General features: G+C 62.7%; 15 protein-coding genes and 1 pseudogene. 6 read left to right on the top strand and 10 right to left on the bottom strand.

The window, feature by feature from the left end; genetic code table 11:
- Nucleotides 1–107: 107 nt before the first annotated feature.
- From A5686_RS06250 to A5686_RS06235, 4 genes are all read right to left on the bottom strand, one after another.
- The gene (locus A5686_RS06250; protein WP_067932183.1) at nucleotides 108–716 is read right to left on the bottom strand and encodes a TetR family transcriptional regulator; all 609 of its coding nucleotides are present in this window, start codon (nucleotides 714–716) and stop codon (nucleotides 108–110) included.
- A 210-nt stretch (nucleotides 717–926) separates the two neighbouring features.
- Complete coding sequence (locus A5686_RS06245; protein WP_067932181.1) at nucleotides 927–1,853, bottom strand: alpha/beta hydrolase; 927 nt, start codon at nucleotides 1,851–1,853, stop codon at nucleotides 927–929.
- A 73-nt stretch (nucleotides 1,854–1,926) separates the two neighbouring features.
- On the bottom strand, nucleotides 1,927–2,598 hold the full coding sequence (locus tag A5686_RS06240) for an enoyl-CoA hydratase-related protein (RefSeq protein ID WP_067932179.1): 672 nt from the start codon (nucleotides 2,596–2,598) through the stop codon (nucleotides 1,927–1,929).
- A complete protein-coding gene (locus A5686_RS06235) occupies nucleotides 2,595–3,251 on the bottom strand; it encodes a TetR/AcrR family transcriptional regulator (RefSeq protein ID WP_067932177.1) in 657 nt (218 codons plus the stop codon). Before A5686_RS06235 ends, A5686_RS06240 begins: the two co-directional genes overlap by 4 nt.
- 143 nt (nucleotides 3,252–3,394) lie before the next feature.
- Here A5686_RS06235 and A5686_RS06230 point away from each other — a divergent pair, with 143 nt between their 5' ends.
- Both A5686_RS06230 and A5686_RS06225 read left to right on the top strand, forming a co-directional pair.
- Nucleotides 3,395–4,402 carry a GTP-binding protein gene (locus tag A5686_RS06230; RefSeq protein ID WP_067932272.1) on the top strand — a complete coding sequence of 336 codons (1,008 nt, stop codon included), beginning with the start codon at nucleotides 3,395–3,397 and terminating at the stop codon, nucleotides 4,400–4,402.
- A gap of 373 nt (nucleotides 4,403–4,775) precedes the next feature.
- Entirely contained in the window at nucleotides 4,776–5,006 is a 231-nt protein-coding gene (locus tag A5686_RS06225; protein WP_067932175.1) for a DUF6400 family protein, read from the top strand.
- 861 nt (nucleotides 5,007–5,867) lie between these two features.
- Here A5686_RS06225 and A5686_RS27090 read toward each other — a convergent pair.
- Nucleotides 5,868–6,023 (bottom strand): hypothetical protein, encoded by a 156-nt coding sequence (locus A5686_RS27090; RefSeq protein ID WP_156749964.1) that lies wholly within the window; start codon nucleotides 6,021–6,023, stop codon nucleotides 5,868–5,870.
- A gap of 269 nt (nucleotides 6,024–6,292) precedes the next feature.
- On the bottom strand, nucleotides 6,293–6,793 hold the full coding sequence (locus tag A5686_RS06220) for a helix-turn-helix domain-containing protein (RefSeq protein ID WP_067932270.1): 501 nt from the start codon (nucleotides 6,791–6,793) through the stop codon (nucleotides 6,293–6,295).
- Between the two features lie 301 nt (nucleotides 6,794–7,094).
- On the opposite strand from A5686_RS06220, the gene A5686_RS28200 reads away from it, so the two are divergent.
- Together A5686_RS28200 and A5686_RS06215 are read left to right on the top strand one after the other, a co-directional pair.
- Nucleotides 7,095–7,226, top strand: coding sequence for a hypothetical protein (locus A5686_RS28200; RefSeq protein WP_255405001.1), 132 nt, complete (start codon nucleotides 7,095–7,097; stop codon nucleotides 7,224–7,226).
- Between the two features lie 544 nt (nucleotides 7,227–7,770).
- Entirely contained in the window at nucleotides 7,771–9,246 is a 1,476-nt protein-coding gene (locus tag A5686_RS06215; RefSeq protein ID WP_067932173.1) for a long-chain fatty acid--CoA ligase, read from the top strand.
- Between the two features lie 490 nt (nucleotides 9,247–9,736).
- Here the strand turns inward: A5686_RS06215 and A5686_RS06210 are convergent, their stop codons facing one another.
- A complete protein-coding gene (locus A5686_RS06210; protein WP_067932171.1) occupies nucleotides 9,737–10,345 on the bottom strand; it encodes an LGFP repeat-containing protein in 609 nt (202 codons plus the stop codon).
- A gap of 440 nt (nucleotides 10,346–10,785) precedes the next feature.
- Here A5686_RS06210 and A5686_RS06205 point away from each other — a divergent pair, with 440 nt between their 5' ends.
- Complete coding sequence (locus A5686_RS06205) at nucleotides 10,786–11,241, top strand: MPT63 family protein (protein ID WP_067932169.1); 456 nt, start codon at nucleotides 10,786–10,788, stop codon at nucleotides 11,239–11,241.
- 74 nt (nucleotides 11,242–11,315) lie between these two features.
- Here A5686_RS06205 and A5686_RS06200 read toward each other — a convergent pair whose 3' ends face one another.
- On the bottom strand, nucleotides 11,316–11,708 hold the full coding sequence (locus A5686_RS06200; protein ID WP_067932168.1) for a tautomerase family protein: 393 nt from the start codon (nucleotides 11,706–11,708) through the stop codon (nucleotides 11,316–11,318).
- A 19-nt stretch (nucleotides 11,709–11,727) separates the two neighbouring features.
- A complete protein-coding gene (locus A5686_RS06195; protein ID WP_067932165.1) occupies nucleotides 11,728–12,210 on the bottom strand; it encodes a PAS domain-containing protein in 483 nt (160 codons plus the stop codon).
- Between the two features lie 160 nt (nucleotides 12,211–12,370).
- On the opposite strand from A5686_RS06195, the pseudogene A5686_RS28355 reads away from it, so the two are divergent.
- Nucleotides 12,371–12,499, top strand: a pseudogene (locus A5686_RS28355) (LysR family transcriptional regulator); the annotation flags it as partial.
- A 216-nt stretch (nucleotides 12,500–12,715) separates the two neighbouring features.
- Here the strand turns inward: A5686_RS28355 and A5686_RS28350 are convergent.
- Nucleotides 12,716–13,081 carry a LysR substrate-binding domain-containing protein gene (locus A5686_RS28350; protein WP_369829681.1) on the bottom strand — a complete coding sequence of 122 codons (366 nt, stop codon included), beginning with the start codon at nucleotides 13,079–13,081 and terminating at the stop codon, nucleotides 12,716–12,718.
- Nucleotides 13,082–13,103 lie beyond the last annotated feature (22 nt).

The following is a 13,103-nucleotide window of genomic DNA, read 5'->3' as shown; positions in this document are numbered from 1 at the left end:
ACCCGGCTCGCCTTGTTGCTGAAGCCTCCCCGGGTACCGCCACCAGCGCATAGTACATGATGTGCATATCTTGCAGTGCATGCAACATTTGCTGCTGGTGTTTCAGATCACTTTGTGAAGATGCTGTTCACCAGCGCCGCGGCACGCTCAACATAGGGCATGGGCGTGTCGGCGGTTTCATTTGCCTCGCCGCTGGCCCACTTCTCGATGCCGGATCGCACCGCCGTCAGCGCCAGCGCAGAGATCAAGGCTGCCATCTCGTCGTCCGGCTTCATCGCCTGGCGCCGCACGATGATGTCGGTCAACTGCTTTTGAAATCGCTCCAAATCGGCGAGGAACGCCGCCAAAACGGCGGGAGATGTCTTGGCGAGTTGCAGCATGTGAGCCGCGTGTTCGCGTGGCGGGGGCACGTCGCGGAGGTGGTGAGCGGCCAGGGTGATCAGCTCCGCCAGCACTACGGAGTAGGGGGCGGGCCCGGCGGCGACGAAATCGGCCACCAGCTCGGGGGGTATGTCCGAGGGGCCGTAGGCAAGCGCGGACTCTTTGTTGGGGAAGTAGTTGAAGAACGTGCGCGTGGCAATTCCGGCCTCGGCGCAGATTTCGTCGACGGTGACCTTGTCGAATCCTCGTTTCACCGTGAGGCGCACCGCGGCATCGCGGATGTCGGCGCTCGTCTGGCGGCGACGGCGCTCTCGTAGCCCGATGGCGTTACCCATATCCACATAGTTGCACGTTGTGCACACTTTGCAGTCAAACGGTGCGTATTCGAGGTACCGAGCGCTGCGCGTCGTGTCCCTCAGCAATCTTTGGCTGATTAGCCCCGTGTGGCGTGGCGAATTGCACGGTGAAACCAGGCTGAGAGATAAGCCCAGCTGATACACCGCGATTCGGATAAACGCGGCGAATGATGCGTCACCGGGTGGCGATCAGCCGCTGGGCGCAAGCGCACACCGCAAATAGTCGCATTGGCTTTCGAAGAACCTGTTCGATATCGGCGCCTTATCGGCGATCTGATCGAACGCGTGGAATGCGCCCGGAACGATTTCCTCGTGCACCGGCACCCCCGCCGCACGCAGGCGTCGCGCGTACTCAAGGCTCTCCTGATAGAAGAGGTCAAGCGTTCCGACTCCGATCCAGGCGGGGGGCAAGCCGGACAAATCCGTTCGGCGAGCCGGTGCCGCCTCTTCGGGGTCCGCCCCGTTCAGGTACCACTGCCAGGCGAGTTGGTTGTCCGATTCGCTCCACATGATGCGCCTGGGGCCGTCGCGCTTGGCGCCGGTGCGATCGTCGAGCATCGGATAGACCAGCATTTGAAAGGTGATTTGGACATCGTTTCGATCGTGGGCTCGCTGCGCGACCGCAGCCGCGAAATGACCACCGGCACTAGCCCCGCCGATGGCGACCCGGTCCGGGTCCACCCACGGCTGGCGGGCCAGCCACATCAGGGCCGCATAACAATCTTCGACTGGTGTCGGATACGGATGTTCGGGAGCCAAGCGGTGCTCTACCCCGGCAATCGCGAAGCCGGTGCGGCCAGACAGCTTGCGCAGGTACTTATCGTCCTGGGCCGCGTGCCCCATGATGGTTCCGCCCCCGTGGATCCACAGCAATGCGGGTGCGCGGTCGGGAAGGCCGGCCGGGCGGTGCAGACGGACGCTGACGTGCTCGTTGACGGCGGCGACGGGCACGGTGCGGATGCGTCCCGCATTGCCCATCATGTTCATGACAGCGCGCTGAAACTTCAGGCCGCGGTGCAACGCGTATCCGCGAGGCACGAATCGCGCTACCTTGCGAAGGCCGGGATCCAATACCTGAGGAGACGTGAAGGCGTTGTCGCGGAGCCTGTTTGCCATCCAATGCCCTCTGTTCCCTTGCGCTGGCAGACATCGCTGACCATACAGGAACCGACTCAGTGTCCACGCGCAATCATTGCGACCCGCTCTGCTGATCGATTAGTGCACGCACCGCGCCTTGGAACATCGTCTGTTTTATCGCGCCCAGCGTGCCTTGATCTTTGCCCTGCAGTGGGCGCACCACGCCCAGGGCCGTGTCGGTGACTGCGCCTTCGGGGGACACGGCGTCGACGATCCCGAATTGCTCCGCCTCGGGAGCGCTGAAGCGTCGGCCGGTGGTCATCGAGGCGATTGCGGCGCGCGGCGTGAGTTTGGATTGGATCAGTGCGGCCATGCCGGGGTTGAAAGGGATGCGGATGTCTACCTCCGGAAAACAGAAGTACCCGCGGTCGACGCGCATCACCCGAAAGTCATGCGCGATGGCCAGCATCGCTCCCGCGCCGAACGCGTGACCCACCACCGCGGCCGCGGTGGGCAGGGGCAGGGTCAGCATGCGTGCCAGCAGCTGGTGCACCCGGCCGATGTACCACTGTCCCTGATCGGTGTGCGCGCTGAGCCATTCCAGGTCCAGACCGTTGGAGTAGAACTTGCCGTCGGCGGTCGTGATCAGCCCTTGGGCGCCATCTGAGACGGCTTGGCTGAGCGCATCATCGATGTCGTCTAGAAATCCAGGGGAGAAACGGTTTTCGTCATCGCCCATGCGCACGATTGCGATCTTGTCGGCGTAGTCCAATGTCACTGTCATGTTTTTCCTCTTGAATTGTGCTTGCCGTTGGGAAAGTTCGTCGGCGTGGGGGGCCCGACCGCCAGCACGGCGCGCACGGCGGCGTGTAGCTGGGCGCGTGCGGTGGCGCTTGCAAGCCGGTCGCGACGCAGCAACAGCGCGGTGGGCAGGTCGACGACGCAGCTGGTTATCGCGTCGACCGCCGCCGCGTCCTTGCGGTCCCAGAGCGCGATGGCAAGCCGCACCATCAACGCCACGAGAAGTTTGTCGAGCCGGCGGAGCTCATCGGCAACATCATCGGGAACGTCATCGCCGAGCACTTCTTCGCGACGCACGCGCAGCACGAGCGTTGAGGAGCCGGGATACCGCTCGGTGAACACCACAACCGCGTTGGCAGCGGCCACCACGGCCTCGGGCGGGCCGTCTGGACCGCCAGTGGCGAGTGCTTCGTCGACCAGCGAGGTCTGCAAAGCCAAAAATCGCCGACCCGCCCGCAGCCAGGCCTGGCCCATCAGCCCACCCCGCGACGTAAACGTGTGGTACACAGCGCCGTTGGACACACCCACCGCCGCGCTGATTGCTCGGATGGTCACCGCGGTTGGGCCCGCTCGCGCCACCATGTCCTCGACGGCGTCGAGTACGGCGTCGGGATCGTGCCTGCGCGGACGTGGCATTGGGCCACTATAACAGAGCAGTTGCTCTGTTATAGTGGCGATGATCCTCCGCGCGGGATGCGCACGGTAGTCGGCCTCGGGCCATTGCCGTCCGCGCAGTGGCTAGCATCGGATGTCCGGATGTCGACGTGGAGGGCAAAGCTTTGGCTGCGATACCCGTCATCGCGCTTACTGGCCATCTGGGAGCCGGAAAGACGACGCTACTCAACCACCTGCTACGTCACCCCGGCACACGAATCGGCGTGATAATCAACGACTTCGGCGACATCAACATCGACGCCGGCCTGGTCGCGGGCCAGGTCGACGAGCCGGCCTCGATTGCGGGAGGCTGCATCTGCTGCCTGCCCGACGGCGGCGGCCTTGATGACGCACTCGTCAAGCTTGCCGACCCGGCTCGCCGTCTCGATGCCATTGTCGTTGAGGCCAGCGGCCTGGCCGACCCCGTAGCGATCGCACGGATCATCGGGTTCAGTGAGATCCGCGGGATCCGGGCCGGCGGGCTGATCGACGTCGTCGATGCCGTGAACCACTTCGACACCGTTGACTGCGGCACAGTGCCGCCGGTGCGTTACGGCGCGGCATCGCTGATTGTGGTCAACAAGCTTGACCAGGTGTCTGAGGACGAGCGCTCGGCTGTGGTGCAACGGGTCACACAGCGTGCAGCGCAACGTAACCCGCGTGTACACGTCGTGGGCACAACGGCCGGCCGGATAGACCCAACGCTGCTCTTCGACGCGTCCGGCACCTCCGAACAGGTTGGGCAACTCTCGCTCCTGGACCTGGTGCCCGAGCACGACCATGACCATGTCCATGCCGATGCCGTGACCGTCAGCGGCTCCGGCTGCGTCGACCCCGATGCCGTGTTCGACCTTCTCGAAGATCCACCGCCGCAGGTGTTCAGGCTGAAAGGCATCGTGGCCGTGCAGCACCGCACCGTCATCCGTGACTATCTCGTCAACCTGGTCGGTAACGCAATCCACATCCGGAAGGCGCCGCCGGGCGCCACAGCCAACTGCCTGGTGGCGATCGGGATGCATCTCGACACCCACGCCGTCCGTGCACGACTCGATAAAGCGCTGCAGCCGGCATCGGGACCGGCGTCGGCGCAGGCACTGCGGCGGCTGCAGAGGTATCGGCGAACGAGCGCGTGAAACGCGGCCGGCAACATACGTGGGCGATCTATTCAACACTTTCCGTCACGCCCGGTTTGAGTCGGCATCCGAGGCCGGAGCGTCCCCAATGCCCCTGCGCTGCAACAGTATTCGTCACTGTGACGAATTATCGACGATAGGCGGGAAGGGGACAAGGGGGTTCGCGGGCCGGGTTTGGGGCATGCGTCGCCCGGCGACTCAGACGATCGCCTCGTATCGCGTACCGCGGTTGCGGGATGCCGGGCCGTGCGTGTGGCTGTGCGGAGTGTGACGAAGCTCAACCGCCGACAGTGACGTATGTCATAGCGTCGCCGCCGCCAGTTAGGGAATCCTAACCATTCGTTTGTGTATCTATCTATTGGCTGGGGGCAAGATGGCCGACCTCGAGTTTGCCTATGACCTGACCCGCGATGAGGCGCGCAGGCGCAGCGCCGTGCTTGAAGCAATAGGTGACGACTGGGACCCCGTCGCGGTGCTCGCCGAGGAGCAGAAGGCCTACGACATGCTGTACTCGAATCTGGACGACGAGCAGCAGCGGGTTTACGACGAGCTGGTCCGCGCCGGTGTACTGCCAGAACGGACCACTGCTCGTGTTCCCGATTGATCCGACTGCCGATCGCAGCCGTCGCGCATGGCTGCCGTGCCCATGCTGCGATCATGGCACCAAGTGTGCTGATTGCCGAAGCAGCCGAAACTGCGATACACACTGGCAGTACCTGCTGAGCAACCGGGGCACCCTGGTGCATTTGCAGTGCGCGGATTGCGGCTATCTCTGGTCGACCGACACGCATCGCCGCGCACGGGCCAGGCGGTGGGGGTACAAGCCGAACTAGGCTCGGCCCACCGCGTACCCCAATATTCCTGCGCCGCAGGGTAATTCGTCACAGTGACGTATTGGTGGCGATGGGCGGGGAGTAGGGAACGGGGGTCTGGGGGTCGATGCGTGTACCTGTCATCCCACGCCGGCGGGGCGCGTGATTGGCCTGCCGTCTCGTCGTCATTTGAATCCGAGGCTCGGCGCGCTTGCTGAACGCCCAGAGTAGCGTTGGGCGATGCTCGCGGACCTGCCGTGCGAAGACCGGAGTGCAGCGCGGGGCAAAGCAATTCGTCACAGTGACGTATTGATGCCGATGTGGCCGCAACGGCGGAAGGGGTACCGACCACTTTGTGGTACGCGCGGGGCGGTCCGATGGCACTTTCCCACCCGACGCGCAGCCGCGGCTAGTTGGTAAGACGGAGTCCTGTCGGGGGTTGTCGGCAGATGACGCCGCGCGGTTGCCAAGCCGGGGTGGCAACGAGCTAAAACAGAGATGCTTGTCGGAGCTCGGCGTTAGTCCGTACCGATAAGCGACATTATGTTAGGTAGGACTTGGAATAGCGGGGGTATGAAATGGTGGGTGACCAGCCAGTATCCTATTCGGCCCTTTCATGGGCCCAGCTGGCTGAAGTCACGCGACACGGCGCGTCAAAACCACACTTTCCGCCCAGCGACGGGACGCCCCACCGCGCCCAAGATCCACAGGATGATGCCGACGACTACCAAGATGCCGCCAATCGTGTACAGGATGCTGAGGCCGGTGAAATAGCCGACAACGAGAAGGATGATGCCGAGGATGATCACGGTCGCTCCGATCTACGGGTTGCCGCGGCAGGTGCCGTTTAACGGCGGATACCCATAGCGCGACTCCTCAACCCTAGTGATATGTGCGGGCGCCGGCCCCGTTGTTCGGCGGTGGTCGCGCCGCCCTGGGCTTCCTGCTAGTAGAGAATTCACCGGCCAGGGTAAGTGCTGGACGTGCTGCACGGGCACAAGTATTGACGGTCGCATGGTGGTTTCTATGCGCACTTGCACCACGTCCATGCCGCCCTCGGTAAAGAGTGAGTGACGGATCAGTTGCGCGCGAACCGTCTTTGCACGTTGGGGCGGCTTCGCAGTTTCTTGGGGTATCCGGGGCCCATCTTCATCGTCGTATCTTCCGCTCGTAGCGGCGCTCGACAGGTGGCGCACACAACTTCGGCGTGACTGTCGTGTCCGCAGCTTTCGTGGTGAAACACCACAGGCGCGCCGTCAGCCCCCGCCAGCCATTGGTCTCCCCACCGTGACATGGCCGCCAGAACGCCGAAGAAGTCTCGCCCCTTCTCGGTGAGCAGGTAGTCGAAGCGGACGGGTTCGTGCTGGTAGGGCCGCTTGTGCAACAGTCCTTGCTCCACAAGCCGATTCAGCCGCTCGGTCAATGTGTTGCGCGCGATTCCCAGTTCGCGCTGGAACTCATCGAACTTCGTGATCCCGTAGATCGCCTCACGCAACACCAGTATCGCCCATCCGTCCCCCACCAGGTCGACCGTGCGGGCGATCGAACACGGCCAGTTCGCAAACGATGTCTGTCTCACAGCAAGCAGCATACCGTCTGATGATGAAACCTACCAGTTCAAACGTTAATTCCGGGATGTGATCCTGATAGAAGCAAGCTCGTCAATTGCAGGTTGTGGCAACCGCCGTAACCCCTAACCACCGAAAGATAGCTCTATATAGATTATTAGAGGTCTACTTCGCTGGTTCGGCTCTGGAAGTTCACGGGATGACTCTGCAGCCGACGGCCGCCGTCAAGGCATAAGTCTTGTATCTGAACTGATAACTGTTACAGTGCATTTCATGCATTCGTCGCCTCAACGTCTGACTCAAGGAGGCCTCATGGCCGCGGTCTGTAACTACCCTGGACCCGATATCACCTCGCGACTTCGAGAAGGGGACGGCATTGCCGCGATCTCCGTGCACTGTTTTCTCGGCGCTCGACACATCTGGGACCGGGTCATCGGCCGTTGACCTGGCCGGGCCGGGGTACCGCCTCGGCGCTCCGAGGCCGTATCGAGCAACGGAGAAAGGAAGGAAGGTCTCAGTAGGGTGATTGGATCGCTCACCGGCAAATATTTGGCTAATTCTTGCCCGAGCCAGGTGCCGAAGCCCCATGGCATACCGTATTTGCTTGGTCAACTCGCGATGACGCTTTTGCTCGCAGTCACCTTGCTCATCGTCGGCTGGCTTCTTTTGCTCCCGTCGTCACGGCATCCGGAACCGTCGCGGGGCACAGACTCGATCCTGTGCTCTCACGACATGGCAAGCGTGACATGTCATGCAAGACCGACCATCCCGCGTCGTCCCTAGCCCGGCATCTTCGCTCATGTCGCCTTGAGACGCTTCTATCAACCAACTCTTGTCGAACATTTCTCGCGATCTGCGACTGTGTGAACTTTCAGTTGGTCCCGGTGAAATGCACCCCCATCAACGCCGCCTCCCCGAGGCTCATCCACTGCCGTTGCCGGCGAAGACCGCAGCGAATTCCTCAACCCTATCCGCAAGGAGGCACCATATGAGCAGTCTGGCACTGAACCTAATCGAGGCAACCCGACGTCGCGCGGAGGGCATTGCCATGCGCCTCGACGATGTCGAAATTTCCTACAGCTGGCTCGATTCGGCCAGCGCCTGTTTGGCCGGTCTGCTGGCAGCGCATGGATTGCTTCCCGGTGATCGGGTCGGCGTCATGCTGCCGAACGTTCCCTACTTCGCCGTCGCCTACTACGGCGTGCTGCGGGCGGGCGGTGTTGTGGTGCCCATTAATGTTCTGCTGAAGGATCGCGAGACCACCTTCTACCTGTCGGACTCGCAGGCGAAGTCGATTATCGCCTGGCATGAGTTCGCACCCGCTGCAAGGGCCGCAGCCACGGCTACTGGTGCTGAGTGCATCGTGGTGACCCCGGGAGAATTCGAGGAACTGATCGGCGCGGCCGAACCCGTCGCCGAACCCCTCCCGCGCGAGGATGGCGACACCGCGGTGATCCTCTACACATCGGGTACGACCGGCACGCCGAAGGGCGCAGAGCTCACCCACGCCAACCTGCGTCGTAACGCTGCGATGGCGGCCGAGGCGGTGGACCTGGCGGCCGACGACGTGATCCTGGGCGCCCTGCCGCTGTTCCACGTGTTCGGGCAGACCGGGGCGCTGAACGCCGCGGTTGCGGCCGGCAGCTGCCTGACACTGATCCCTCGTTTCGATCCGGCCAAGGCACTCGAGATCATCGAGCGCGACCACGTCACCGTGTTCGAAGGCGTCCCAACGATGTTCGCCGCGATGCTGTACAGCGACAAGCGGTCGGACACGGCGTCGCTGCGGTTGTGCATATCGGGTGGGGCCGCGATGCCGGTCGAGCTGATGCGTGGCTTCGAGGAGGCCTTCGGCTGCATGGTGCTCGAGGCCTACGGCCTCAGCGAAACCTCGCCGCTCGCGTCGTTCAACCATCCCGACAGGGAGCGCAAGCCGGGATCGATCGGCACGCCGGTCACCGGGGTCGAAATGAAATTGGTCAACGTAAGTGAGGACGGTGTCGGCGAGATCGCCATCCGTGGCCACAATGTCATGAAGGGCTACTGGAACCGGCCAGACGCGACCGCTGCCGCGATCGACGGCGACGGCTGGTTCCACACCGGCGACCTGGCGCGCGTCGATGACGACGGCTACTACTTCATCGTCGACCGAACCAAGGACATGATCATCCGTGGCGGCTACAACGTCTATCCGCGCGAAGTCGAGGAAGTTCTCTACGAGCATCCCGCGGTCCGGGAGGCGGCCGTCATCGGCATCCCCGACGACATGCTCGGCGAGGAGGTGGGCGCCGCGGTCGCGCTGACGTCCGGAGCCGAAGCGGACGCCGCCGCAATCCGGGACTTCGTCAAGGACCGCCTGGCCGGCTACAAATACCCGCGGCGGGTCTGGTTCGTCGACGAACTGCCCAAGGGTCCCACCGGCAAGATCCTCAAGCGCGATATCGCGATCCCCGCGGAGAAATGACGGAATCTTTTGCATCACACAAGTTGTGGGCTACAAACTACGTGCGCATCCACATACACCACACAACCGCCAGTTCGCGTCGATCCATGTGGTCGAAACCATTCACCGTCATGGCATCTGCGGCGCACTCCGAACAGACGCCAGCGAATGCATTGTGTCGCACCGCTCCCCTGCTCTCAGTCGCTGATCGCAGCCTCGCAAGGGAGGAATGCGGCGGTACGAAATATGACATGTTAACAGAGGCAGTATCGTCTATATATATTGCCTTGCAATGTAATTCGCAATAATTTCACGCCCCTGCAGCTTCGCGCTTGAGTGCGGTTACAACTGCCGGACGAAGGTGATGCGGCCCTTAGAGATCGAGGCGGCCGGAAGGTAGTCGCGCCCATGGGAACGTGATATGAGGGTTTGTAAGACACTCACTGGATCCGCATGGGCGACGTTTCGTAGGGCACTGCAACCCCCGCTCCAGGTGAACGCTCGATTCGGGCTATAGCCCGGACGGCACGACCTTGCCGTTCATCGTCACTCGGACCTGGCCGGTCTTCGGGTTGTACCCGATCGAGCCGTGCTCGAAGTTCGACACGAGCAGATCGCCGACGGCGTTCTGGTCGCTGATGGGCAAGCCCAGCGGGCCTGCCGAACCGTTAGTGCCGGTGGGCGCAGGCGTGCCGTCCGGGTCGCGTGGAATGTTCCAGGCCTCCCGGATTTTGCCGAGGGTGATATATGCGGGCGTGCCGGATTCGTCGTTCTTGGCGGTGATCGCGCCACCCTGGAACTGCTGAAATACGACGCCGCTGTCCCGTTTTCCCGCGTTGCGGTCCCCCGTCAGCGGCTTGCCGAGAGCACGCCTCTGATCCTCGGTTGCCGACGAGTACTTGGCTGCGATCGGGCCGGTCAGGGTCACCTCGACGTCGCGCTCCCCGATGATTTTCACCTCGGTGGGCGGTGCCGGGGTTGTAGACGCAGAGGTGGCGTGCGCCCCGGGCTGTGGCGATGCCGACGCGTCGACGCTCTTGTCATTGCTGCAGCCCGCGGTGATCAGCGCGACGGCGGCCAGGCCGACGACTGCCGCGTGGCGGTATGCGATCGTTCTCATGCGCTTCCTCTCGCGTTGTGTGGTGTGGATCAAGTTGCCGGCTGGCCCCCACGCCCGCCGGGGCAAAAGCCGAACCAACTTGAGTGGCGCAGGCGGTCACGGTCTTCGTGGCTCCGAACGAACTTACAGCGCGGTGATAGACGGCGAGCCGGAGCACCTGAGTAAGGGGTCACCGGGGCTCGGAGAAATCATCGGAGCGACATTGTGCTGCGTGTTCATGTTGGCTGTTGTGAAATCGCCCGTCGCTTCCTACCCCGTCGGTGAGAAGTTCAAAAAGAAAGGCTTAGGGAAGCAAATTGCTCCGATACCGGGCTGATCAACGACCGCGCGATCGGCAAGCGTTATTTGCCAAACGTCAGGTTTGAGATGCCGAGCTTTGGATAAACCTCATTCTCAGCTGCCTGTGCTGGATAGCCGGCGCCTCACGAAGGGAGCCCGACGTGGCGTTCTCACATATTGCGTTGAAAACCACGACAGCGACAGCTGCACTGGCGGCGGCCGGAATCCTCGCGGCGACACCGGCATTCGCCGATCCGCAAGTACTGCAATTCGGCCAGATGGCAGAGCTTTCCAGTAATGGCGGAACCATCGACTACACCGTGAGCAACCTGCAGCCCAGCGGCCACAACGACGGCATCTGGTACTCCGACGTCACGGCCAAAGGTGTGAGCGGTAATGCAACTCCGAACATTGCCGACTTCAATGCCCGCGCGGTCAACAGCTCCACGTTTGCGGTGATGAAGGGTAACCAGACCGACGGCCTTCCCGAGGGGCCACTCCCCCTGGGCACCCCTGTTACGGGCCGCATTTACTTCGACGTTCGCAACGGTACGAACCCCGACAGTGTCGTCTACCGGGACGCCGGAGGCACGGACAAGGTCGTCTGGAAAGGCTAACAACTCGACTCGCGTGACCCCCCTCGGGAATACACACGAATCGAATATGCAGCGTTACGGATAAGGACGCGAGTCTACAGCGGACCTTCGACGAACTGCGCGATGCCGTCGCCAAACGACCAATCCTCACGCGTGGTTTCGACGATAGAGACGATCAAATCCGATGGCTTTAGGCCGGTTTCAGCCTGAAGTCGGTCAGCAAGGGCCCGGTACGCTGCTTGCTTGTGGTCGCGTGTTCGACCCTGCTGGACGATCTGCAAGATGACGATGTCATCGGTCCGCTCGAACCCGAGTCCGGTGTCCTCCGCGATTATCTGGCCCGGCTTGTGCTCGGTGATCAACTGGTACCGGTCCCGGTCTGGCGCAGCGAAGTGATCGAGCATTACCTGCTGAACGGTATCCACCAGCCGCCGAAGTTGTGCCGCCGTACGGCGAGCCTCGATGACGTGAATGTGGACGAGTGGCATGACGCTATCCTTACGACCGTCACGCGTCCGGGTAGCCGCTGGGTAGCATCTCGCGTTCGAACGACTCGCGGCCCGTGGCGTCGAAACGTGCAAGCAGTTCCTGCACTTCGTCTTTCAGCTGCACGAGCTGTGATAGGCCGACGAGCTCCCCGCCGAACCGGATCGGCGAAACCGTCACCAGGATGGTGGTGTTTCCGTACGGACTGGCCACGTACTGCACCGGCTCGATTCGGCCGTCCTTGAACAGCTTGAGCATGGCGTCGAACCGCGGGTTGGTGATCTTGCGGTGATGCCGTTCGTGCACGGAATGCCCGAGGTAGGCGGGTTGGCGATCCAGATGCTCGGACGCCCATTTGTTGTAGTACATCACCGTGCCGTGCCGGTCGAGGACGGTGACCCCGAGGCCGGCTTGTTCGACGAGGCGATCCGCCCACTCGCCCAGCGCCCAGTCCGCGACGATCCGTTGATCGGAGATCTCGCTGCGATCAGCATCCGTAAACATTCGAAACCTTCCGGGTTGCGTGTAGTACCTGTCGGCCGGTACTCGGCATTGCACCAAGCGTGTACGCCGGGAGCCACACGCACAATGAGTTATCTCCCGCATAAGCCTTCGTCTATGCCGAAGTCTCATAGGCCTGTGGCGGTTTGAGTAGTGTGACTCTATGGCCTACGACCTCACCGATCTAGAACTGTTTCTGCAGGTAGTCGACCAGGGCAGCATCACGCAAGGAGCAGACCGCGCGCATCTGTCGTTGGCCTCGGCCAGCGCGAGGATCAAGGCAATGGAGAAGGCTCTGGGCGCTAGATTGCTGGACCGTCATCGGCGGGGTGTTGTGCCGTCTCCGACCGGGTGGTTGTTGGTGGCACACGCCCGAGCGATCGTTGGCCAGCTGGCTCGGATGCGCACCGAACTGGCTCGCTTCTCCGACGGGCTGCAATCCACGTTGGTGGTGCTGGCGAACACGTCGGCCACCCAAACCTTGCTGCCGACCGCGGTGGCCAACTTCCTAGCCGCACATTCCGACATCGACATCGAGCTGGCGGAGCGCCCGAGCCATGAGACCGTCGCGGCTGTCACCGAGGGGCGCGCGGTAGCGGGGGCGAAGGCCGAGAGGCTGGGTTTGGCCACTCAGGTGTTCCTGCAGCGGATTTCCCTGGGTGAATCCCAGGAAGGGGTAATCCAGACAGGCGCTGAACGCGACTTGGTCGCGGTCGGCGAGTGGATGGCCGGCCGGCACGATTACGACGAGCCGGTCCGGACGCAGCGTCGAGCACTCCAGTCGACCCGAGTCCACCGTGTCGGCGATTATTCCAAGCTCCGCGCGCCCCTCGGTGACAGCCGCGACGGTCTCATGGCTCGGGCGCTCCGCCAGCTCGATGTCGATGTCGGAATGT

It is taken from the genome of Mycobacterium sp. E2479, assembly GCF_001667925.1.
Classification (GTDB): domain Bacteria; phylum Actinomycetota; class Actinomycetes; order Mycobacteriales; family Mycobacteriaceae; genus Mycobacterium.
The sequence above is the reverse complement of the archived record's forward strand: the minus strand, read 5'-3'. Positions and strand labels throughout refer to the sequence as shown.

Coding starts and splice junctions, on each gene's coding strand:
- A5686_RS06215 (WP_067932173.1), top strand. CDS start 7,771: ATGAGCAGTCTGGCACTGAACCTAATCGAGGCAACCCGACGTCGCGCG.
- A5686_RS06195 (WP_067932165.1), bottom strand. CDS start 12,210: ATGTTTACGGATGCTGATCGCAGCGAGATCTCCGATCAACGGATCGTC.
- A5686_RS06240 (WP_067932179.1), bottom strand. CDS start 2,598: ATGACAGTGACATTGGACTACGCCGACAAGATCGCAATCGTGCGCATG.
- A5686_RS06235 (WP_067932177.1), bottom strand. CDS start 3,251: ATGCCACGTCCGCGCAGGCACGATCCCGACGCCGTACTCGACGCCGTC.
- A5686_RS06200 (WP_067932168.1), bottom strand. CDS start 11,708: ATGCCACTCGTCCACATTCACGTCATCGAGGCTCGCCGTACGGCGGCA.
- A5686_RS06250 (WP_067932183.1), bottom strand. CDS start 716: ATGGGTAACGCCATCGGGCTACGAGAGCGCCGTCGCCGCCAGACGAGC.
- A5686_RS06245 (WP_067932181.1), bottom strand. CDS start 1,853: ATGGCAAACAGGCTCCGCGACAACGCCTTCACGTCTCCTCAGGTATTG.
- A5686_RS28200 (WP_255405001.1), top strand. CDS start 7,095: ATGGCCGCGGTCTGTAACTACCCTGGACCCGATATCACCTCGCGACTT.
- A5686_RS06225 (WP_067932175.1), top strand. CDS start 4,776: ATGGCCGACCTCGAGTTTGCCTATGACCTGACCCGCGATGAGGCGCGC.
- A5686_RS06210 (WP_067932171.1), bottom strand. CDS start 10,345: ATGAGAACGATCGCATACCGCCACGCGGCAGTCGTCGGCCTGGCCGCC.